This window comes from Roseobacter sp. HKCC-CH-9208, assembly GCF_037805125.1.
Classification (GTDB): Bacteria; Pseudomonadota; Alphaproteobacteria; order Rhodobacterales; family Rhodobacteraceae; genus M30B80.
Window position 1 is genome coordinate 280,464 of sequence record NZ_JBBLYK010000001.1, and the last position, 19,459, is coordinate 299,922.

The following is a 19,459-nucleotide window of genomic DNA, read 5'->3' on the forward strand; positions in this document are numbered from 1 at the left end:
CGATTTTATTTAATCGCGTCCCAGCTTTGCTGGATGGTGTCTGCCACAGCCGCCGCATCTGCGCCGCCTGCATAATCCACCATACCCGTCCAGAAGCTGCCTGCACCAATCGCGCCAGGCATCAGGTCGGAGCCATCAAAACGGAAGGTCGTTGCGTTAAGCAAGATTTCCCCCTGACCGCGCAGCGTATCGGTTTCATATGTAGCCAAGTTCACGCCAGAATGTGGCGTCAAGAAGCCACCCTGCGCCATCATGATCTCATGGGCGACAGGTGTTTTGAGAAACTCGATAAAGGCCATGGTCGCATCAGATGGATCTGTAATGGCCATCAACGTGCCGCCACCCAAAACTGGGCTGCCGAGGTCTTTTTCCGCGAATGCGGGGAAGTAGAAGAAATCAGCATCCTCGCCCACAACCGTGCCATCAGGGAAGAAGGCCGGAATGAAGCTGGCCTGACGATGCATGTAGCAGCCGGGAGGGGACTGGAACAAGCCCGCAGGGCTATCACGGAAATCGGTGGTTGCAACCGCGCCAGCGCCGCCCATCACATAGGCGTCATTGCGTGCGAATTGACCAAAGGTTTCGATGGCCTCAACCACGCGTGGGTCATTGAATGGGATCTCATTGGCAACCCATGCGTCATAGACATCAGGGGTCTGTGTGCGCAGCATCAGGTCTTCAACCCAGTCGGTCGCAGGCCAGCCTGTGGCGGCCCCAGAACCCAGACCAATACACCAAGGTGTGCCCCCATCTGCAACGATCTGGTCAGAAAGTGCGATCAACTCTTCCATAGTTGTTGGCACTTCGTAGCCTGCATCCTCGAAATTCTCAGGCACATACCACACCAAGGACTTCACGTTGACGTTGAAGAAGAAGCCATAGAATTGATCCGCGCCCGATTGATCTGCATATGTGCCCAGATCAACCCATGATGGGCCTGCTGCAAAATTCTCAGACACCCATGCGGCATTATCCGCGCCAAGCGGGGTCAAAAGACCATTGGCCGCCATATTGGCCGCAAGACCAGGCTGAGGGAAAACCGCGATATTGGGGGCAGAGCCTGCCTCAGCGTCAATCACGATTTGCTGCTCAAAGCTATCCGACCCTGTATAGGTCGCATCCGCGCCTGTTGCCGCCTCGAAATAGGCCAAAAGCGCATCAAAGCGTTCCGCCTCAGGCGAAAGCCAAGGGCCAGAAATCGTGACAGTCTGACCTGTCAAATCATGCGCCGCTGCGAATGCCTCATAGCTGGCCCAATTGAAATCCCCCTCACCCACGGGGAACACCAAACCACCATGCGCGTCAGCCATCGCCATCCCCGAGGACAGCGCAAGGGCTGCGGCGCTTGCGTAAAACGAACGTTTCATAAGTAACCTCCCAGAACCGCACCCCCTCATTGAGGATGCTTAGAAACCGCATTTCAAAACCTATTCCGCGATTCCGTCAAGAGTTTTTCAAAGCGCTTTGGAAAAGAAATGTCCTTAATGACCCAAGACCCTGAAAGGGCAAGAGAATTACAAGATATTTGATTTTACGTTTGTTTTTCGCAGATGCAACGCGCCGCCATTTTAAAAATTTATTTTTGACAAGCCGCATAAAATTCGCCTAGCTGAGGAAAAATTTGAAAGCGCTTTGAAGGCAATCTTGTAGCGCAAGACGATGAAACGACCCGGCGCCATGCGCGACACTTGAAGGAGGGAGGCGATGAATTTAAAAGAATTGGCATCATCGCTTGGGCTGTCTCAGACCACAGTCAGCCGCGCCTTGAATGGCTATCCCGAGGTGAACCCTGAAACCCGCGCCCGTGTCGAGGCTGCGGCGCGTGCGGCGAATTATCAACCCAATTCCCGCGCCCGCCGCTTGGCCACAGGGCGCGCTATGACCATTGGCCATGTGATTACGCATACGGGCGAAACTGAAATGGTGAACCCGATTTTCGCAGATTTTCTTGCAGGTGCGGGCGAGGTTTATGCCCGCGAAGGCTATGACCTTCTTTTATCTATCGTGCATGAGGGGGCCGCCGAACGCGCCTATCGCCAGATGGCCGCGAATGGCTCGGTTGATGGGGTGATGGTGCAAGGCCCCCGCCAAGAGGACCCGCGCATTGCGCTGCTACAAGAATTGGGGCTGCCGTTCTTGGTGCATGGCCGCACGGGGGATGCGCGCGGCTATAACTGGCTAGACATTGCCAATTTGCGGGCCTTTCGCCGTGCGACCGAATTCTTGTTGGATATGGGGCACAGTCGCATTGCCCTGATCAATGGCCAAGAGGCGATGGATTTTGCCGCCCGCCGCCGCCGTGGATATGAAGAGGCGCTGCGCGCGCGCGGCATCACCCCTGACGAAAGCCTGATGTATGCCGATGTCATGACCGAAGGCTATGGCCACCGCGCGGCCGCACAGTTGCTTGACCGTGAAAACCGCCCCACCGCCTTTTTGGTGTCATCAGTGATTTCTGCCATTGGGGTGCGCCAAGCGGCATGGGAGCGCGGGCTGCAACTGGGCCGCGATGTCTCGATCATCACCCATGATGATGTGCTTTCCTATCTCAACAATGATGCCGAAGGCCCCGCATTTACCGCAACCCGCAGTTCAATTCGTTTGGCGGGGCGGCGCTGTGCGGAAATTTTGATCGAACGGATCAAACAGCCTGACGCGCCCTTTGTGCATGAATTATGGGAAGCTGAATTGATGGTCGGGCGCTCGACTGGCCCTGCACCCTAACGCCTGTCTCTGCCTGCCCTCCTTCAACCCTGCTGCCGCATTGCAATGAGTTCTCTCCCAATGACCACCCCCACCCTTCCCGCGCGGTCGGATTTTCCGCAAGATTTCCTGCTTGGTGTCGCCACATCAGCCTATCAAATCGAAGGCCACGCTCAGGGTGGCGCGGGCCAGACCCATTGGGATACATTCGCCGCAACGGGCAACAACGTCACCCGCGCTGAAAATGGCGCGCTTGCCTGCGATCACCTGAACCGATGGGAAGACGACCTTGACCTGATCCGTGATCTTGGCGCTGACATATATCGCTTTTCGCTGTCATGGGCGCGGATCATGCCCGAGGGGCGCGGCGCGGTGAATAAGGCGGGCTTGGATTTCTATGATCGTTTGATTGACGGGATGTTGGCGCGGGGGCTGCGCCCTGCAGCCACGCTGTATCATTGGGAATTGCCCTCTGCACTTGCGGATCAAGGCGGTTGGGTGAATGGCGATATGCCAAACTGGTTTGCCGATTACACCGACCTTGTGATGGCACGCCTTGGCGACAGGCTGTGGTCGGTCGCCCCCATTAACGAGCCGTGGTGCGTCTCATGGTTATCGCATTTCGAGGGGCATCATGCGCCCGGTCTGCGCGATATTCGCGCGGCAGCCCGCGCTATGCACCATGTTCTCTCCTCGCATGGGCGCGCGATCGAGGTGATGCGCGCGCGTGGCATGCGCAATCTGGGTGCCGTGTGCAATTTTGAGGCAGCCCTACCCGCCGATGGAAGCCCCGCATCAAAGGCTGCCACTGCGCGTTACGATGCGATTTATAACCAATTCTTCCTCTCTGGCCTGTTTCATGGCCGCTATCCCGATCTGGTGCTTGAGGGGTTAGAGCAACATCTTCCCCAGAATTACCAAGACGATTTTGCCCATATCACCGCCCCGCTCGATTGGTTGGGGCTGAATTACTACACCTGCAAACGCCTGAGCGCAGGATGCGGAATTTGGCCAAATTACCAAGGCGTTGAGGGGCCATTGCCCAAAACCCAAATGGGCTGGGAAATTTACCCCGAGGGGTTGCATCATTTCCTGACCCATACGGCGAAAACCTACACGGGCGACCTGCCGCTTTATGTGACCGAAAACGGAATGGCGAATGACGATACGCCCGATCAGCCAGATGTAGCGCGCATAACCTATCTTGATGCCCATATGCGCGCTTGTTTGCGCGCGATTGAGGATGGCGCACCCTTGAAAGGCTATATCGCATGGTCGCTGATGGATAATTACGAATGGGCCTTTGGGTATGAAAAACGCTTTGGCCTTGTCCATGTTGATTTCGACAGCTTGCAAAGGCAACCAAAAGCGTCTTATCACGCCCTCGCACAGGGCTGGCGCGCGGGCTAAATAAGGCAGGACAGGATGACATCTTCCCCCGATTTGGATTTAGTCGCTGATATCGGCGGCACCAACACCCGCGTGGCTTTGGCGCGCGCGGGCATCATTGACCGCGACAGCATCCGCCGCTTTGCCAATAAAGACGCCGCTGATTTGCGCGAAATATTGGCGCAATTCATGAAACAGGCAGGCCTCAGGTCTGGCGCGCTCTCGGGCATTTGCGTGGCCGCTGCGGGCCCCGTGCGCGATGGCGTGGCCAAAATGACCAATTTGGATTGGCATATTGACCGCGCGATGTTGGCTGATGTCTCGGGCGCGTCACGCGTGGCTGTGCTCAATGATCTACAGGCGCAAGGCTATGCGATTGGCCATATTTCCGATACGGAATTGCGTGTGATCCTGCCCCATGATCCCGCCTCTGCCCATGCAGCGAAATTAGTCATCGGGCTTGGCACGGGGTTTAACGCCGCCGCCGTATTTGACGGGCCTCGGGGCCGCGTGGTGCCCCCTTCGGAATCGGGCCATATCACCCTGCCCACCCCAGATGACCAAACCCGCGATCTTGCCCGCTTCTTAGCCGAAAAGCATGGCTTCGCCGCAGTCGAGGAAGTTCTCTCAGGGCGCGGGATCAGCCATGTTCACGCCTTTTTGCATGGGAGTGATCAGCCTGCGCAACAGGTCATGGATGCGCTTGAGCAAGATGATGACAAGGCCCGCGCTACCGCCGCGCTCGTTGCGCAGGTTCTGGGCAATGTCGCAGGCGATCTGGCCTTGGTGAACCTGCCCTTTGGTGGGGTCTATCTGATTGGCGGCGTCTCGCGCGCCCTTGCGCCCTATTTGATGCAATGCGGATTTGCCGAGGCCTTTTCGAATAAAGGCCGCTTTGGCCCCTTTATGGCGCAATTCGGGGTCAGTGTGGTTGAAGATGATTTTGCCGCGCTCACAGGCTGCGCACAGGCCTTGATCGAGCTTTAGAACGCGCGGTCTTTGACGGCCTGCATAGAGACATGTGTCGAGGTTGAGGCGACATGCGGCAGGGCGGATATGACCTCGCCCAACACGCGGCGATAGGCGCCCATATCGCGGCAGCGCACCTTGACCAAATAATCAAACGCCCCTGCAATCATGTGGCATTCTTCGATTTCGGGCACGGCAATCGTGGCTTTGTTAAAGGCGGCCAATGCCGCCTCGCGCGTGTCGGACAATTTCACCTCAACAAAAGCCACATGTTCGCGGTCAAGCTTTACGGGATCAAGCTCCGCGCGGTAGCCTCGAATATAGCCTTCCTGCTCAAGACGGCGCAGCCGCACTTGGGTTGGGCTTTTCGACAGCCCCACGCGATCCGCCAATTCCGTTACGGAAATTCGGCCATCTTCTGAGACTTCCTTCAGAATCTTCCGATCAAACCCATCAATTTGCCCGCGTTCTGGCGATTTTGATACCATCAGACCCACCCTTTTCCTGTTTAATCAATTTATTTTCCCGCCAAAATACAAAGTCAAGGCGGATTTCCCGCCGATATCTTCGTATTGTAATTCATCTTCATTTTACCCGTGGTGTCCACATGACCGACCTTTCTGTGCTGCGCGATGCAATCCGTGACGATCACTTGGCCGATGAGGCCACTATTCTCGACCGCCTAATAAAATCGCACGGCCCCGATCAGGCCACGCGCACAGCCGCAAAGGCGCGCGCAACCCGCTTGGTCACATCCATCCGCAATGACACGGATGCAGGGTTGATGGAGGTGTTTTTGGCCGAATATGGCCTCTCGACCCGCGAAGGCATTGCGCTGATGTGTTTGGCAGAGGCGCTGTTACGCGTGCCAGATGCGACCACGATTGATGCTTTGATCGAAGATAAAATTGCCCCTTCAGCCTGGGGCGAGCATTTGGGAAAATCCTCCTCATCGCTAGTAAACGCATCCACTTGGGCGCTGATGCTGACGGGGCGCGTTTTGCAAGACGGCGAAGGCATGGATCGCGTGTTGCGCGGGGCCTTGCGCCGTTTGGGCGAACCTGTGATCCGCACCGCCGTGGCCCGTGCCATGCGCGAGATGGGGCGGCAATTCGTGTTGGGTCAAACCATGCCAGGCGCGATGGCGCGCGCCGCCAAGCAAGAGGCAAAGGGATACAGCTATTCCTATGATATGTTAGGCGAGGCCGCGATGACCATGGCCGATGCGGATGACTTTTTTGCCTCCTATAAAACGGCCATTGCCAAGATCACCCCGCGTTGTAGGGCAGAGGATATCCGCAGCAACCCTGGAATTTCGATCAAACTCTCGGCGCTGCACCCACGCTATGAAGTGGCACAAAAAGATCGTGTTATGTCCGAACTTGTGCCGCGCGTTTTGGAACTGGCCCTTGATGCGCGTCAGGGCGGGATGGGTCTTAACATTGATGCCGAAGAAGCAAATCGTCTTGATCTGTCGCTTGATGTGATTGAGGCGGTCTTGGCCGATCCACGCCTTGCAGGATGGGACGGGTTTGGCGTTGTGGTGCAGGGCTACGGCCTGCGCGCAGGCGCGGTGGTTGACTGGCTTTACGCCCTTGCCACCAAACTTGACCGCAAGATCATGCTGCGTCTGGTCAAAGGCGCCTATTGGGACACCGAGGTGAAATTGGCGCAGGTTGAAGGGCTATCAGGCTTTCCTGTCTATACAAGAAAATCCGCCACCGATGTGGCCTATCTGTGTTTGGCCAAAAAGCTGCTTGGTCTGACGGATCGCATCTATCCGCAATTTGCCACCCATAACGCCCATTCTGTGGCGGCCATTATCGAAATGGCAACAGACCCCACCTGTTTTGAATTCCAACGCCTGCATGGGATGGGCGAGGCGCTGCATGATCTGGTGCTGAAGGGCAACGCCACGCGCTGCCGTATCTATGCGCCCGTTGGGGCGCATCGGGATCTTTTGGCCTATCTCGTGCGCCGCTTGTTGGAGAATGGCGCAAATTCTTCTTTCGTGAACCAAATCATGGATGAAAACACGCCACCTGAGGTGGTCGCAGCCTGCCCGTTTGAACGGCTCGAGCGCGCAGGGCCAAATCTTGCCGTGCGCCATCCAAGCGCGCTTTTTGCGCCCGAGCGCGCAAATTCACGCGGGTTTGACCTCAGCGATCCTGTAAGCTTGGCCGAGCTAGACACGGCGCGCGCGCCATTTCGGACGCATCAGTGGCAAGCAGGCCCTATTTTGGCCAGACCTGCGACAGGGGCCGATGACATCACCCAAACCTGCCCTGCCGATCCCACCGACATCGTGGGCCGTGTTGCAGAGGCCTCCGCGGGTGATATTGAGACCGCGCTGACATCTGCGCAGGTTTGGGACGTATCCGCCACAGAGCGCCGCAGCTGCCTTGAGCGGGCCGCCGACCTTTACGAAGCGCATCATGCCGAATTATTTGCGCTTCTCGCCCGCGAGGCGGGCAAAAGCCCCGCCGATGCAGTGGCCGAACTGCGCGAGGCGGTGGATTTCTTACGCTACTACGCGGCCCATGCGCCGCTTTTGCAGCAGCCCGCGCGCGGGGTGTTTACCTGTATCAGCCCGTGGAATTTCCCCTTGGCCATTTTCACAGGGCAAATCGCTGCCGCGCTTGCAGCGGGAAATGGCGTTTTGGCAAAGCCCGCGGAAACAACCACCCTCATCGGTGCGCGGGCCGTGGAATTGCTCCATGCCGCAGGGGTGCCGCGTTGCGCCCTGCAATTTCTGCCAGGACAAGGGGCCAAGGTCGGGGCGGCCCTTGTCAGCGATGCGCGTGTTGCGTGCGTGTGCTTTACGGGGTCAACGGCAACCGCCCAAGGGATCAATCGCGCCATGGCGGCCCATCTGCACCCCGCGGCCCCTTTGATTGCAGAGACAGGCGGCCTGAATGCCATGATCGTGGACAGCACCGCCCTGCCCGAACAGGCCGTGCGCGACATTGTCGCCTCGGCCTTTCAATCCGCTGGTCAGCGTTGCTCGGCCCTGCGGTTGCTCTATGTGCAAGAAGATATCGCAGAGGGGCTGTTACAGATGTTGCAGGGCGCGATGGAGGAACTCTCCCTCTCCCACCCATGGAACATATCCTGCGATGTGGCCCCGGTGATCACGGCAAGCGCGGCGGCAGAGATCAATGCCTATGTCCAACAGGCCCAGAGAGAGGGGCGTTTGATCAAACAGATCACCCCGCCCAGCACGGGCCATTATGTGGGGCCTGCGTTGATCTCATTGCCCGGTGGGATCAACGACCTTGAGCGCGAAGTCTTTGGCCCTGTCTTGCATGTGGCCACTTATAAGGCCCGCGATCTGACGCGGGTTGTGGCCGATGTGAATGCAAGGGGCTATGGCCTGACCTTTGGGATGCACAGCCGCATTGATGACCGCATCGCCGAGGTGGCGAGCCAGATCAAGGTTGGCAATCTCTACATCAACCGCAACCAAATAGGTGCCATTGTGGGCAGTCAGCCCTTTGGGGGCGAGGGTCTGTCTGGCACAGGGCCAAAGGCGGGCGGGCCGCACTATTTGCCGCGCTTTACGCGCCCTGACCTCGCGGCAGGGGGCCCAATGGGCGATGCCCCCCCCTGTGACGAGGCCGAAGTGACCCGCGCCCTTGCAGCACTTGCGCCTCCCTCGGATAGGCCTCTGTCCCAAGCAGAAATGCCCGGGCCTACAGGTGAATCAAACCTGTTGTCACGCTATGCGCGCGGGCGGGTTCTGTGTCTTGGGCCAACAGCGGAAGCAGCAATGATGCAGGCCCAACATGCCATAGAGGCAGGCTGCACCGCCCTTGCGATTGCGCCTGATGTTGGCGCGCGTGGGGTTGCGGGGCGGCTTCCTGCTGACATGCTGCGCAGTCTCTCGGGGTTTGATGCCGTGATCTTATGGGCAGATCGCAAAGAGGCCCGCCCTTATCGCGCGGCTTTGGCGGCGCGCGAGGGCGCCTTGATCCCGCTGATTTGTGAACGCGACCCTAAACCGCGCCTGATCGTTGAGCGGCATATCTGCATTGACACCACCGCGGCGGGCGGCAATGCGCGACTTCTGGCGGCGGCAGGTGAGGCCTAGATCGCCAACCCCACGGCGCGGCCAATTAGGGATGTGGCCACCATCGCCAACACGCCCCAAAACATGACACGGAATGCGGCGCGCCCTTTGGGGGCGCCGCCCGCCTGCGCACCAAGCGCACCAAGCGTGCCAAGGGCCGCCAATGTGGCCGCCCCCACCCAAAGCTCCACCTGATCATGCGGGGCCACGACCCCCATCAGCAACGGCACCAAAGCACCGCCTGCAAATGTGGCTGCAGAGACCACCCCCGCCTCCACAGGCTTGGGCGGCGAAAGATCGGTTAGCCCAATCTCATCGCGCAAATGTGCGCCAAGCGCATCTTTGCGGGTCAATTCGCGCGCCACCTCATTGGCCAACTGCTCCGACAAGCCCCGCTGACGATAAATCGCGGCCAATTCGGCCAATTCGCCAGCGGGGTTCAATTTCAACTCGCGCTTTTCGCGCTCGACATCGGCTCGCTCCACATCGGCTTGGCTTGAGACGGAAACATATTCACCCGCCGCCATCGACATCGCCCCCGCGACCATGCCCGCAATCCCCGATAATAGGATCGTGCCTTGATCTGCACCGCCCGAAGCAACCCCCACGATCAATGACGCAGTCGACAAAATCCCATCATTCGCCCCCATCACCGCCGCGCGCAACCATCCTGAGCGTTGCGACAAATGCGGTTCATCATGCGCCGAGGGGACATTGTGGGTATCAGGTCGGTGTTCAGCCATAATTGGGCAATCCCATTTTTCCGGGGTTGAAAATATTTTGCGGATCAATCCCGCGCTTGATTGTGGCCATGACCTCCATCGCCTCTGGCCCCAATTCGCGGATCAGATAGGCGGCTTTGCCTTGGCCGATGCCATGCTCGCCTGTGCAGGTGCCCTCCATCGCAATCGCCATATCATTGAGCCATGCAACAAACCCTTCGGCCATCTCAACCTCGGCAGGACTGTCCGTGTCGATCAACATCAACACATGGAAATTTCCATCGCCCACATGGCCCACAACGGGGGCGATCATGCCCAATTCTGCCGCACGCGTCTGTGCCTTTGTCACAGCTTCGGCCAGACGGCTGACGGGCACGCAAATATCGGTGGAAATCCCCTTTGCCCCAGGGCGCAGGGCCAAGCCCGCCCAATAGGCATCATGGCGCGCTTGCCACAGTTGATTGCGCTCCTCCTCAAGGGTGGTTGCGGCAAAGCCCGTGCCGCCAAAATCAGCTGCAATCTCGCCAAAACTTGCCGCGTCCTCGGCCACGCCTGTCTCGCTGCCATGAAATTCCAACAGCAAAAGTGGCGTTTCTGGCAGGGACAGATTGGAATAACGATTAACCGCCTCAACCATCAGCTTGTCGAGCAATTCAATGCGCGCCACGGGCAATCCATATTGCACAGTCGCAATGACACATTCGCAGGCAGCCTCGACCGAAGGGAAAGAACATGTCGCCGCAGAAATGGCCGCAGGGATACCGCGCAGACGCAAGGTTAACTCGGTGATCAGGCCAAGCGTGCCTTCAGAGCCGATCATCAGATGGGTCAAATCATACCCTGCCGAAGATTTCCGCGCCCGCGCGGCGGTTTTGACAATTTCCCCCGATGGCAAAACCGCCTTCAGCCCAAGAATATTTTCCTTCATCGTGCCGTAGCGCACGGCATTCGTGCCGCTTGCCCCCGTGGCCGCCATACCGCCAAGCGTTGCATCTGCCCCCGGATCCACGGGAAAGAACAGCCCCGTGTCGCGCAAATGCGTGTTCAACGCCTTGCGCGTGACACCTGGCTCAATCACAACATCCATATCTTCGGCACTGACCCGAAGAATGCGGTTCATCTGACTGAAATCAATACAAATTCCCCCCGCGGATGCATTCACATGCCCCTCAAGGGATGAGCCTGCCCCAAAGGGGATCACAGGCACATAATGACGCGCGCACAGGCGCACGACATCTTGAACTTCCTCGGTGGATTGCACAAAAACCACCGCATCAGGCGCTTGGGTGCGCAGCCATGTGGTGGTGTGGCCATGCTGTTCGCGCAAGGCGGCACTGGTCGCAAGCCGCGCCCCAAATTGCCCCGCAAGCGCCTCGATTACGGTAGCAATGCCATGCTCATTGCGCGGAAGATCTAAAATTTCAGCCATGGTGATGCACTTTCCCTGTTGCTGACTTTATGTTTAGCGACAGCCGCACTGAAGAAAAAGGGGGCCCGCACCCTCGGGGCTAAAGCCCGTAAAGGGCGCCAAACTTTTCCTCGAGATAGCGCAACAGCGGCTCAGGGGAGACAGGCCCACCGATTGCATCCTCAATCGTCTGGCGCGGCGGTTTCAGGCTGCCGTGGCGTTGCAATCTTTCGCGCAGCCAATCGTTTGCAGGGCGTGGATTGCCCTGTGCCAATGCCGCATCCAAATTCGGCACATCCGCGCGCAAAGCCTGCATCAAGCAGCCCGCATAGACATTGCCAAGCGCGTAAGTGGGGAAATATCCGAACAGGCCCGCCGACCAATGGACATCTTGCAAGACCCCGTGGCTGGGGCGATCCACGGCGAACCCAAAATCAGCCATAAAGCGATCATTCCATGCCGCCTCAAGATCACCCACGGCCAGATCACCGCTGATCAATGCCTGCTCAAGATCAAACCGCAGCATGATATGCAGGTTATACTGCACCTCATCGGCCTCGGTGCGGATATAGCCTTTGGCAACCCGATTGATCGCCGCGTAAAGCGCGGCAGGGCTATCTGTTGACAGCCCACCAAAGGCCGTCTGCATCTGCTCATAAAGCCATGTCACAAAAGGCAGGGACCGACCAAGCTGATTTTCGTAAATGCGGCTTTGGCTTTCATGCACCCCCATAGAGGCCCCCTGCCCCAATGCGGTCAAGTGATAGAGCGGGTCGATATTTTGCTCGTAGCAGGCATGGCCCACTTCGTGAATGGTCGAATAAAGCGCATTAAACGGATCATCCCGCGCCACCCGCGTGGTGATGCGACTGTCACTGCCTGAGCCAGAAGAAAACGGGTGAACGGCAAGATCAATCCGCCCTTTGTCGAGATCATAGCCAAAGGCCAAGGCAATCTCGCGCGTCAGGGCAAGTTGCGCTGTCTCGTCAAAATCACCCGATATCGCCACAGGCATCGGTTTCTCAAGGATCGCCGCGCGCAAGGACACAAGGCGCGGACGCATCACATCAAACAGGGCCGCGATTTCGCGGGCGCTCATTTCGGGTTCGTAATCGTTTAACAGCGCATCATAAAGGGCCGCACCACGCGTCTCGCCTGACAGGCAGGCAGCCTCTTCGCGGCGCAAGGTGATCAGCTGCTCAAGAACAGGTAAAAATCCTGCAACATCATCTTCGGCGCGGGCCTTGGCCCAAACCCCATGGGCGAGCGAGGCAGTGCGCGCCAATTCCGCCGCCAAACGCGCGGGGATTTTTGTAGCACGCTGATATGACCGCGAGATCAGCCGCAAAGAGGATGCTTCAAAATCCGTTTCAGCCTGTGCGGTTTCCAGCAGTTCGCCAAGTGCAGGGTCAGTGCGGCGGGCGTGCAGAACCCCCTCCATCGCTGCGATTTCTTCGGCGCGCTGTGCCGCTGCCCCCTTGGGCATCATGGTTTCTTGATCCCAATGCAACCGCCCCGCGACCTGCTCAAGCGCGGCGGTTTGCGCTGCATGGGCCAAAAGATCCTGCATCGCACTCATGCCGCTGCCCCACGCAAGGATTGCTCAGGCGGATAAATCGCAAGGAACCGCGCGCGCAAAATCAAGACAACCAAGGCCACCGCGCCAAGCTGATGGGTCAACCCAAGGGCAATTGGCGCAGAATGCATCACCGTTACAATCCCGATCACCACCTGCCCAAATAGCATCACCGCCATCCATGCATAGGATTGGCGCACCATAGCATTGCCCGATTTGCGCCCTTTGAGCCAAACCGCAATCCCATAGGCAAAGACCAGATAGCCCAGCATCCGATGGATGAATTGCACAGTGCCATCATTTTCGAACAGATTGCGATACCAAGGGTCAATCGCCCACATATCAGGCGGGGTGAACCCGCCCGCCATCAAAGGCCAATCAATATAATTGCGCCCTGCATCGATCCCCGCGACCAAGGCCCCGACCAAGACTTGCAAAAAGGTGAGATGCAAAAGCCCCGTGGTCATACCAAACAGGCGCTTATCGCCCGCACGCCGCGCCGCCAATAGCGCGGGCGCAGGTCGGCTGAGCTGCAAAATGAACCATGTGATGAGGGCAAGGATGAAAAACGCGACACCCAAATGTGTCGCCAATCGATAGGAGGCGACATCAAACATGCCAGGCGCAAGACCCGAATGGACCATCCACCATCCGATGGCCCCTTGCAGACCACCAAGCGCCCCAAGCGCCACGATTTTTGGAACCCACCCTTTGATCAGATTGCCAGAGAGCGCAAGCGCGGCAAACCCAAGGGCCCAAACAAGACCGATTGCGCGCCCCCATTGACGATGGCCCCATTCCCACCAAAAAATATACTTAAACTCGGCCATCGACATGCCGCGATTTTGCTCTTGGTATTCGGTTGTCTGCTGATAGGCGGTAAATTGCTCTTGCCACTGGTCATCACTGAGCGGCGGAATTGCCCCCGAAATCGGCGCCCATTCAACGATAGACAACCCTGAATCGGTCAGGCGCGTCATGCCCCCAATGGCAATCATCGCCGCAACCATCACAAAGAGAACCGCCAAATAGGCCCGCATCCATGTGCGCGCCCCGCCCGTGTCGCGGGAAATCCCCGAAGGGTTCGGGCCTGTTTTCCCCGCCCCAGAGGGCCCTTTGCCGGATTGGTCAACCTCTTCGAAAATATTGCGGCTCATGGCGCGGCCCCTTCTCGATCTTCATTTGGCAAAAGACCTAGCGCCTTGGCAAAGGCTTCGCAAGAATGCGCGGCAGTTTGGCGCTAGGGCCGATCACGCCAACGCTGCATCTGTCGCAAAATGCCGTGGAACAGCTGAACATCGGCCCGCGTCAGGGGAAGACGCCCCCACAAATTGCGCAAGACCAGCTTCATGCCCGCGGCCTTTGTTTCGGGAAAGAAATAGCCCATTTCATCAAGCTTTTCTTCGTAATGATCCGCCAGTTTTTCAACCTCAATCGCAGTGGCAAAATCGCTGCGGGCAAATTCCATGCGCATTTCGACCACCTCGGTGGTTTGGCGGCGCCATTCATACGCGCATAGCAGCACCGATTGCGCCAGATTGAGCGAGGGAAAATCAGGGTTCACGGGCACAGTTATAATCGCATCAGCACGCGCGATATCGTCATTTTCCAAACCTGCGCGCTCGGGGCCAAAGATCACCGCAACCTTGCCACCCGCGGCATGGATGGCCCGCGCCTGCGCCATCGCCGCCTCAGGGCTGAGGATCGGTTTGGTCAGGCCCCGTTCGCGGGCGGTGGTCACAAAAACATGGGTGCAATCGCCAATCGCCTCTGGCGTTGTCTCCACCACCAAAGCAGGGTCAAGCACCACGCCTGCGGCGCCACTGGCCAAGGCCACCGCGCGTTCATTCGGCCACCCATCGCGCGGGGCCACAAGGCGCATATGGTTCAGGCCGAAATTCCACATTGCCCGTGCCGCCGCGCCAATATTCTCACCCATCTGCGGGCGCACAAGCACGAAACAGGGCATTGTATGGGCGGTTGCGGGAATTTGGCTATCGTCACTCATGACCCTGCCATAACGCGCGGCGGAATTCTTGCCAAGCGCCCCATTGCTGAACGCAAAGCAAACCATTAGGAACAAACAAAGACTGACAAGAGGCAGCCCTATGTCCGACATGGATATTCCACAGATTTACCTTGTGACCCCGCCAAATTTTGAGCTGACGGGCTTTGGCGCACAGCTTGCGGCAGTTTTGGATGCCTATCCTATCGCCTGCCTGCGCCTTGCTCTGGCAAGCCGTGATGAAGATGACCTCGCGCGCGCGGCGGATCACTTGCGCGAAATTGCCCATGCCCGCGACATCCCCTTGGTGATGTCAGAACATATCAAACTGGTCGAACGCTTGGGTCTGGACGGCGTGCATCTCTTGGATGGGCCGCGCAGCACCCGCAAAACCCGCGCGGATCTTGGCGGCGATGCAATCATCGGCTGCTTCTGCGCCAATTCCCGCCATGATGGGATGAATGCAGGGGAAATGGGGGCGGATTACATCAGTTTCGGCCCTGTTGGCGACACAAGCCTTGGCGATGGCAGCCGCGCCGAAGATGATCTTTTCGCATGGTGGAGCCAGATGATCGAACTGCCAGTCGTGGCCGAAGGCGCGCTGACGCTTGCAGATATCGAACGCCTTGCGCCGATCACAGATTTCTTCGCCATCGGTGAGGAAATTTGGCGGAAAGACGATCCTGTGGCAGCCCTTAAGACGCTTATGTCCCCTCTGGGCTAAGGGCCTGAGCAAGCCCCGCACGCACGGCCGTTTCGGCGGCCTTCGCCAGTGCCTTGCGCGATGCGAACTGTGAGACGCGCAAGGGCGCGTGATAGATTGCCGTCACATGGCCATTTTTACGGACAGATAGCACCCGCATCAGACCGGCACCAAAGGATTGATCCCCCCACCACCCATAAAAGGCGGGATTTTCGCCTGCGGGGGCATGATAGGCGATGGTGACGGGCTGCACCGTCATATCGGGTCGCAGATCAGCGGCAAAAAACGCCTCAAACAGGCTTGAGCGGAAGGGTAAAACGCGCAACCCATCGGTGGATGTGCCTTCTGGGAAAAACACCAAACGCTCGGCGCCTTCTGCAAGGCGCACATGCAACAGCCGATTTTGATCTTTTGCCGCCATGCGCCGCCGCTCGATAAAAACAGTGCCTGCTGCGCGCGCCAAAATCCCAATACCGGCCCAATCGCGCACTTCGGATTTTGCCACGAATACCACAGGCCCGCCCGCATTGAGCGGGAAAATATCAAGCCAAGACACATGATTGGCGACAATCGCGCCCGCACCTTGTGCGGCATTTCCTGTGCGCGTCACCTTGAGGCCCAAAATCAAACAGACAAAGGCGCAGACGATTTGCGTGATCCGCGCAGTTAAAGGGCGGCGCAAAGGCCCCACTATGACGCGCTCTGGCACGCGGCACAAAAGCAGGGTCAAAAACCCAAACCCAATGACCAGAAGGATCGCAGCCCCGCGCAGACAGGCGCGCAGAATACCCAAAACCCCCACCGATGCGGGCGTGACCTGAGGGGCGCCATCCCAGCGCATGCGCCTATATCCCCCGACCCCGCGCGTAGAGCGCGCGGTGTTTTTCCGACATCAGGGCCGTATCAAGGATCAAACAAATATCTGTGCAATTAAAGGCGTGATCCACAAAGGCCCCCTGCCCAACCGCACCACCAAGACGCAGATAGGCCTTGATCAAAGCGGGCAGCGCACGCGTAGCAGCCGTACGCTCAAGCGCGTCTTCGGCAATAAGGTTCATATCCTGATAACCCGTCGCCCGCGCCTTTGGACGCAGCCCCTCAGGCGCAAGATGGCGGTGATGCAGCAGCGACAGGGGCGCGGCCAATTCAGCCACATCGGTGCCATGCAGGGACGCCACCCCAAATAGAATTTCAATCTCATGGGCCACGATATAATCGGCCAGCCCATTCCATAAATGCATCAGCGCCGTGCCCCCGCGATAATCGGCATGCACGCAAGACCGCCCCAATTCCAGCAAACGCCGACCCGAAGATTTGAGGGGCGCGAGATCATATTCGTCTTCCGAATAGAATTGACCTGCGGCTTTGGCCCCGTGCTCCTGCATCACGCGGTAAACACCCACAACTTGCTCGCCCACAGCGCGGCGATGATCCAGAAGCATGAGATGATCAAAAAATGGGTCAAAGCGATCTGCCTCAAGCCGCGCCTCGTGATCCACCAAGGCCCCATCAGCGCCCAATTCCGCCACGAATACCTCATAGCGCAGGCGCTGCGCCGCGCGAATATCCTCTGGGCTTGAGGCCAATCGCAGCTCAAAATGCGGCTCTTGCGACACCATAAGGCGGGCTTTCCTGTCTTGGCTGTGCCTTTCGCGCCGCAATTTTGCGGCCTTTGGGGCAAATGCGTTTATCTGTGCAGCGCGATGCGCCTTTCCAAGATATGATCTTCGTGATGCAGAATTAGGGTATTGTTAACCATCATTCCAGTAGACCGAACCCTTAAGCGCCCCATTCGGGCAGCAATGTCACATGGCGGGAGTCGATCACTTGTTTGCCTTGATGCTCGAAATTGACGGTCACCTTGCCACCAATATTCGATTGCACCTGCCCCAACCCCCAATCGGGTTGCGCAGGGTTGCGCACCAACATTCCAGGCTCAAGCAGCGCATTCAACTCTTCGGTCATCGGAGGCCTCATTGATGGATCAAATCGTCTTTAGCCCAAATTCACAGGATTTGTCAGCCCTGGTTGCATCACGGCTCTGTCATGATTTGGGCAACCCTTTGGGGGCTGTGTCAAATGGGGTTGAGCTTCTGCAAATGAGCGGCATGGCCAACAGTCCTGAAATGGCCCTGATTGCCGATGCGCTGCGCGATACCGAAGCGCGGTTGCGGTTTTTCCGTATCGCCTATGGCGCGGCGCGGCCTGATCAGCATATCTCTGAACGCGAAGCGCGCAACATTCTGAGCCAGATGTATAGCGCGGGCCGCCTGACAGTTGACTGGCTTTTGACGGGGGATTTACCGCGCCATCATGTCAAAAGCGCCTTTTTGATGATCGCCTGTGCCGAAGCGGCCCTTCCTATGGGGGGGCATATCACAATCGCACAGCCCGAGCGCGGCACAGTTACAGTCGGCGCAGACGGGCTACGGATCTTGCACGACTTGTCAGGTCTGGCATGGCTCGGCGGGGCCAGTCACAGCACCCCAAGCCCGCGCGAGGTGCAATTCCTGATGCTGTTAAAGGAGGCCGCTGAAATCGGGGCTGAGATTTCCCTCAGCCTCTCTGACACCCGTTTGCAGATCAAATTGCAGGGGTCGCGGTTATAACGCCTGCAATCCTGCGCGAAACCGCGCGGCTTTGGCCACATACCCCGCTGCCGATTGAATAAGCCCCGAGCGTGCCGACTCGTCTAGCGCGCGAATAACACGGCCAGGCATCCCCATCACCAAACTGCCATCAGGAATAACTTTGCCCTCAGGGATCAAGGCCCCTGCCCCGATCAAGCAGCCCTTACCAACAACCGCACCATTCATCACCATCGCGCCCATGCCAATCAATGTGCCATCGCCAATCGTGCAGCCATGCAAAAGCGCGCGATGCCCAATGGTGCAATCCTCGCCCACAGTAAGGGGCAGACCTGGGTCTGTATGACAGATCACATTTTCCTGCAGATTGCTGCGCGCGCCAATGGAAATCAGTTCATTGTCACCGCGCAACGTGGCCCCAAACCAAATGCTGCTTTCGGCAGCAAGGGCAATCTTTCCAATGACATTGGCATCATCGGCAACCCATGCATCGGTGGCGATATCGGGCTGATGCCCCTCAAAGGCATAAATCATGGCGCGCGCATCCCCTCATATTCACTTTGTAAACCCCGCAAAAACCCTGCAAGGCTTGGCTGCTGAATGAGGCGCATCCGTTCAGCCGTGATGATTGTGGTCAGATTGTCAAAGCACGCGTCCAAATCATCATTGACGAGAACATAATCATAGCCATCCCAATGGCTGATCTCGTCCCAAGATTTTGCCATGCGTTTGGCAATGGTTTCGGCATCATCTTGCGCGCGCGTCACCAGACGTTGGTGCAAGGCTGCAATGCTCGGGGGCAGGATAAAGATCGACAGCGCATGCGCGCCCAGCGCAGAGTTGCGGATTTGCTGCGCCCCCTGCCAGTCTATATCAAATAAGACATCGCGCCCGGCATCAATGGCCGCACGCACAGGTGGCATCGGGCTGCCATAAAGATTGCCAAATACCTCGGCATGTTCCAGCATCGCGCCCTCATCCACCATCCGCTCAAACCCCGCGCGGTCGAGGAAATGGTAATGTTCCCCATCCACCTCGCCTGTACGCGGCGCGCGCGTGGTGGCGGATACTGAAAACCGCAACGACCCATCCCATGCCATCAAACGCCGTGCCAAGGTGGATTTCCCCGCGCCCGAAGGCGAAGAAAGAATGATCAGCAACCCACGGCGTGTGGCAGCGTTGAGAGATTTTGCATCGGTCTGAGACATCAGGCGCGTCTTTCTATGGCGATCTTTACTTTGCGCGCGCATCTTGAGGATCAGACCGCAGAGGTCAAGCCAAAGCAGCGCCGATGCCCCATTAACCAATTTCTGTCATATGGGCTGAA

The 19,459-nt window shown here is 58.0% G+C and carries 18 protein-coding genes; 6 read left to right on the forward strand and 12 right to left on the reverse strand.

All coding sequences use genetic code 11. The features are described 5' to 3' along the window. Positions 1-5: 5 nt before the first annotated feature. Positions 6-1,367 carry an ABC transporter substrate-binding protein gene (locus tag AAC621_RS01425; RefSeq protein WP_340251466.1) on the reverse strand — a complete coding sequence of 454 codons (1,362 nt, stop codon included), beginning with the start codon at positions 1,365-1,367 and terminating at the stop codon, positions 6-8. A gap of 337 nt (positions 1,368-1,704) precedes the next feature. Between AAC621_RS01425 and AAC621_RS01430 the strand changes: the two genes are divergently transcribed. Genes AAC621_RS01430 through AAC621_RS01440 form a run of 3 tightly spaced genes read left to right on the forward strand, consistent with a single transcriptional unit; the run spans position 1,705 to position 5,079 of the window. Next, positions 1,705-2,724 carry a substrate-binding domain-containing protein gene (locus tag AAC621_RS01430; protein ID WP_340251469.1) on the forward strand — a complete coding sequence of 340 codons (1,020 nt, stop codon included), beginning with the start codon at positions 1,705-1,707 and terminating at the stop codon, positions 2,722-2,724. Between the two features lie 60 nt (positions 2,725-2,784). Beyond that, on the forward strand, positions 2,785-4,113 hold the full coding sequence (locus AAC621_RS01435) for a GH1 family beta-glucosidase (protein WP_340251476.1): 1,329 nt from the start codon (positions 2,785-2,787) through the stop codon (positions 4,111-4,113). A gap of 15 nt (positions 4,114-4,128) precedes the next feature. Next, entirely contained in the window at positions 4,129-5,079 is a 951-nt protein-coding gene (locus tag AAC621_RS01440; protein ID WP_340251478.1) for a glucokinase, read from the forward strand. Here the strand turns inward: AAC621_RS01440 and AAC621_RS01445 are convergent. Next, positions 5,076-5,549 (reverse strand): Lrp/AsnC family transcriptional regulator, encoded by a 474-nt coding sequence (locus tag AAC621_RS01445; RefSeq protein WP_317654506.1) that lies wholly within the window; start codon positions 5,547-5,549, stop codon positions 5,076-5,078. The genes AAC621_RS01440 and AAC621_RS01445 overlap by 4 nt on opposite strands. A gap of 119 nt (positions 5,550-5,668) precedes the next feature. Between AAC621_RS01445 and putA the strand changes: the two genes are divergently transcribed. Then, positions 5,669-9,151 (forward strand): bifunctional proline dehydrogenase/L-glutamate gamma-semialdehyde dehydrogenase PutA, encoded by a 3,483-nt coding sequence (gene putA, locus AAC621_RS01450; RefSeq protein ID WP_340251480.1) that lies wholly within the window; start codon positions 5,669-5,671, stop codon positions 9,149-9,151. On the opposite strand, the gene AAC621_RS01455 is transcribed toward putA, so the two are convergent. From AAC621_RS01455 to AAC621_RS01475, 5 genes are all read right to left on the reverse strand, one after another. Next, positions 9,148-9,873, reverse strand: coding sequence for a VIT1/CCC1 transporter family protein (locus AAC621_RS01455; protein WP_340251482.1), 726 nt, complete (start codon positions 9,871-9,873; stop codon positions 9,148-9,150). The genes putA and AAC621_RS01455 overlap by 4 nt on opposite strands. Continuing rightward, positions 9,866-11,281 (reverse strand): FAD-binding oxidoreductase, encoded by a 1,416-nt coding sequence (locus tag AAC621_RS01460; RefSeq protein WP_340251484.1) that lies wholly within the window; start codon positions 11,279-11,281, stop codon positions 9,866-9,868. The genes AAC621_RS01455 and AAC621_RS01460 overlap by 8 nt, the downstream gene beginning before the upstream one ends. A 79-nt stretch (positions 11,282-11,360) precedes the next feature. After that, positions 11,361-12,839, reverse strand: coding sequence for a carboxypeptidase M32 (locus AAC621_RS01465; RefSeq protein ID WP_340251486.1), 1,479 nt, complete (start codon positions 12,837-12,839; stop codon positions 11,361-11,363). After that, positions 12,836-13,993 carry a heme A synthase gene (gene ctaA, locus AAC621_RS01470; RefSeq protein WP_340251488.1) on the reverse strand — a complete coding sequence of 386 codons (1,158 nt, stop codon included), beginning with the start codon at positions 13,991-13,993 and terminating at the stop codon, positions 12,836-12,838. The genes AAC621_RS01465 and ctaA overlap by 4 nt, the downstream gene beginning before the upstream one ends. Before the next feature lie 83 nt (positions 13,994-14,076). Then, positions 14,077-14,844 (reverse strand): RNA methyltransferase, encoded by a 768-nt coding sequence (locus AAC621_RS01475; protein ID WP_340251490.1) that lies wholly within the window; start codon positions 14,842-14,844, stop codon positions 14,077-14,079. Between the two features lie 100 nt (positions 14,845-14,944). Between AAC621_RS01475 and AAC621_RS01480 the strand changes: the two genes are divergently transcribed. Continuing rightward, positions 14,945-15,565: a thiamine phosphate synthase gene (locus AAC621_RS01480; RefSeq protein ID WP_340251492.1), complete on the forward strand. Its 621-nt coding sequence runs from the start codon at positions 14,945-14,947 to the stop codon at positions 15,563-15,565. Here the strand turns inward: AAC621_RS01480 and AAC621_RS01485 are convergent. From AAC621_RS01485 to AAC621_RS01495, 3 genes are all read right to left on the reverse strand, one after another. Then, positions 15,546-16,385: a lysophospholipid acyltransferase family protein gene (locus AAC621_RS01485; protein WP_340251494.1), complete on the reverse strand. Its 840-nt coding sequence runs from the start codon at positions 16,383-16,385 to the stop codon at positions 15,546-15,548. The genes AAC621_RS01480 and AAC621_RS01485 overlap by 20 nt on opposite strands. A 4-nt stretch (positions 16,386-16,389) precedes the next feature. Further along, positions 16,390-17,163 carry a GNAT family N-acetyltransferase gene (locus AAC621_RS01490; RefSeq protein WP_340251496.1) on the reverse strand — a complete coding sequence of 258 codons (774 nt, stop codon included), beginning with the start codon at positions 17,161-17,163 and terminating at the stop codon, positions 16,390-16,392. Positions 17,164-17,323: 160 nt separating this feature from the next. After that, positions 17,324-17,509 carry a DUF3553 domain-containing protein gene (locus AAC621_RS01495; protein ID WP_317654491.1) on the reverse strand — a complete coding sequence of 62 codons (186 nt, stop codon included), beginning with the start codon at positions 17,507-17,509 and terminating at the stop codon, positions 17,324-17,326. 14 nt (positions 17,510-17,523) lie between these two features. Between AAC621_RS01495 and AAC621_RS01500 the strand changes: the two genes are divergently transcribed. After that, on the forward strand, positions 17,524-18,153 hold the full coding sequence (locus AAC621_RS01500) for a histidine phosphotransferase family protein (protein ID WP_340251499.1): 630 nt from the start codon (positions 17,524-17,526) through the stop codon (positions 18,151-18,153). Here AAC621_RS01500 and AAC621_RS01505 read toward each other — a convergent pair. Both AAC621_RS01505 and gmk read right to left on the reverse strand, forming a co-directional pair. Then, positions 18,148-18,666, reverse strand: coding sequence for a gamma carbonic anhydrase family protein (locus AAC621_RS01505; protein ID WP_340251502.1), 519 nt, complete (start codon positions 18,664-18,666; stop codon positions 18,148-18,150). The genes AAC621_RS01500 and AAC621_RS01505 overlap by 6 nt on opposite strands. Continuing rightward, positions 18,663-19,340 (reverse strand): guanylate kinase, encoded by a 678-nt coding sequence (gene gmk, locus AAC621_RS01510; RefSeq protein ID WP_340251504.1) that lies wholly within the window; start codon positions 19,338-19,340, stop codon positions 18,663-18,665. Before gmk ends, AAC621_RS01505 begins: the two co-directional genes overlap by 4 nt. Positions 19,341-19,459: the final 119 nt, after the last annotated feature.

What these genes read in the sequence shown, in the direction of transcription:
- AAC621_RS01425 (WP_340251466.1), bottom strand. Translation starts at nt 1,367, where the DNA reads ATGAAACGTTCGTTTTACGCAAGCGCCGCAGCCCTTGCGCTGTCCTCG.
- AAC621_RS01430 (WP_340251469.1), top strand. Translation starts at nt 1,705, where the DNA reads ATGAATTTAAAAGAATTGGCATCATCGCTTGGGCTGTCTCAGACCACA.
- AAC621_RS01435 (WP_340251476.1), top strand. Translation starts at nt 2,785, where the DNA reads ATGACCACCCCCACCCTTCCCGCGCGGTCGGATTTTCCGCAAGATTTC.
- AAC621_RS01440 (WP_340251478.1), top strand. Translation starts at nt 4,129, where the DNA reads ATGACATCTTCCCCCGATTTGGATTTAGTCGCTGATATCGGCGGCACC.
- AAC621_RS01445 (WP_317654506.1), bottom strand. Translation starts at nt 5,549, where the DNA reads ATGGTATCAAAATCGCCAGAACGCGGGCAAATTGATGGGTTTGATCGG.
- putA (WP_340251480.1), top strand. Translation starts at nt 5,669, where the DNA reads ATGACCGACCTTTCTGTGCTGCGCGATGCAATCCGTGACGATCACTTG.
- AAC621_RS01455 (WP_340251482.1), bottom strand. Translation starts at nt 9,873, where the DNA reads ATGGCTGAACACCGACCTGATACCCACAATGTCCCCTCGGCGCATGAT.
- AAC621_RS01460 (WP_340251484.1), bottom strand. Translation starts at nt 11,281, where the DNA reads ATGGCTGAAATTTTAGATCTTCCGCGCAATGAGCATGGCATTGCTACC.
- AAC621_RS01465 (WP_340251486.1), bottom strand. Translation starts at nt 12,839, where the DNA reads ATGAGTGCGATGCAGGATCTTTTGGCCCATGCAGCGCAAACCGCCGCG.
- ctaA (WP_340251488.1), bottom strand. Translation starts at nt 13,993, where the DNA reads ATGAGCCGCAATATTTTCGAAGAGGTTGACCAATCCGGCAAAGGGCCC.
- AAC621_RS01475 (WP_340251490.1), bottom strand. Translation starts at nt 14,844, where the DNA reads ATGAGTGACGATAGCCAAATTCCCGCAACCGCCCATACAATGCCCTGT.
- AAC621_RS01480 (WP_340251492.1), top strand. Translation starts at nt 14,945, where the DNA reads ATGTCCGACATGGATATTCCACAGATTTACCTTGTGACCCCGCCAAAT.
- AAC621_RS01485 (WP_340251494.1), bottom strand. Translation starts at nt 16,385, where the DNA reads ATGCGCTGGGATGGCGCCCCTCAGGTCACGCCCGCATCGGTGGGGGTT.
- AAC621_RS01490 (WP_340251496.1), bottom strand. Translation starts at nt 17,163, where the DNA reads ATGGTGTCGCAAGAGCCGCATTTTGAGCTGCGATTGGCCTCAAGCCCA.
- AAC621_RS01495 (WP_317654491.1), bottom strand. Translation starts at nt 17,509, where the DNA reads ATGACCGAAGAGTTGAATGCGCTGCTTGAGCCTGGAATGTTGGTGCGC.
- AAC621_RS01500 (WP_340251499.1), top strand. Translation starts at nt 17,524, where the DNA reads ATGGATCAAATCGTCTTTAGCCCAAATTCACAGGATTTGTCAGCCCTG.
- AAC621_RS01505 (WP_340251502.1), bottom strand. Translation starts at nt 18,666, where the DNA reads ATGATTTATGCCTTTGAGGGGCATCAGCCCGATATCGCCACCGATGCA.
- gmk (WP_340251504.1), bottom strand. Translation starts at nt 19,340, where the DNA reads ATGTCTCAGACCGATGCAAAATCTCTCAACGCTGCCACACGCCGTGGG.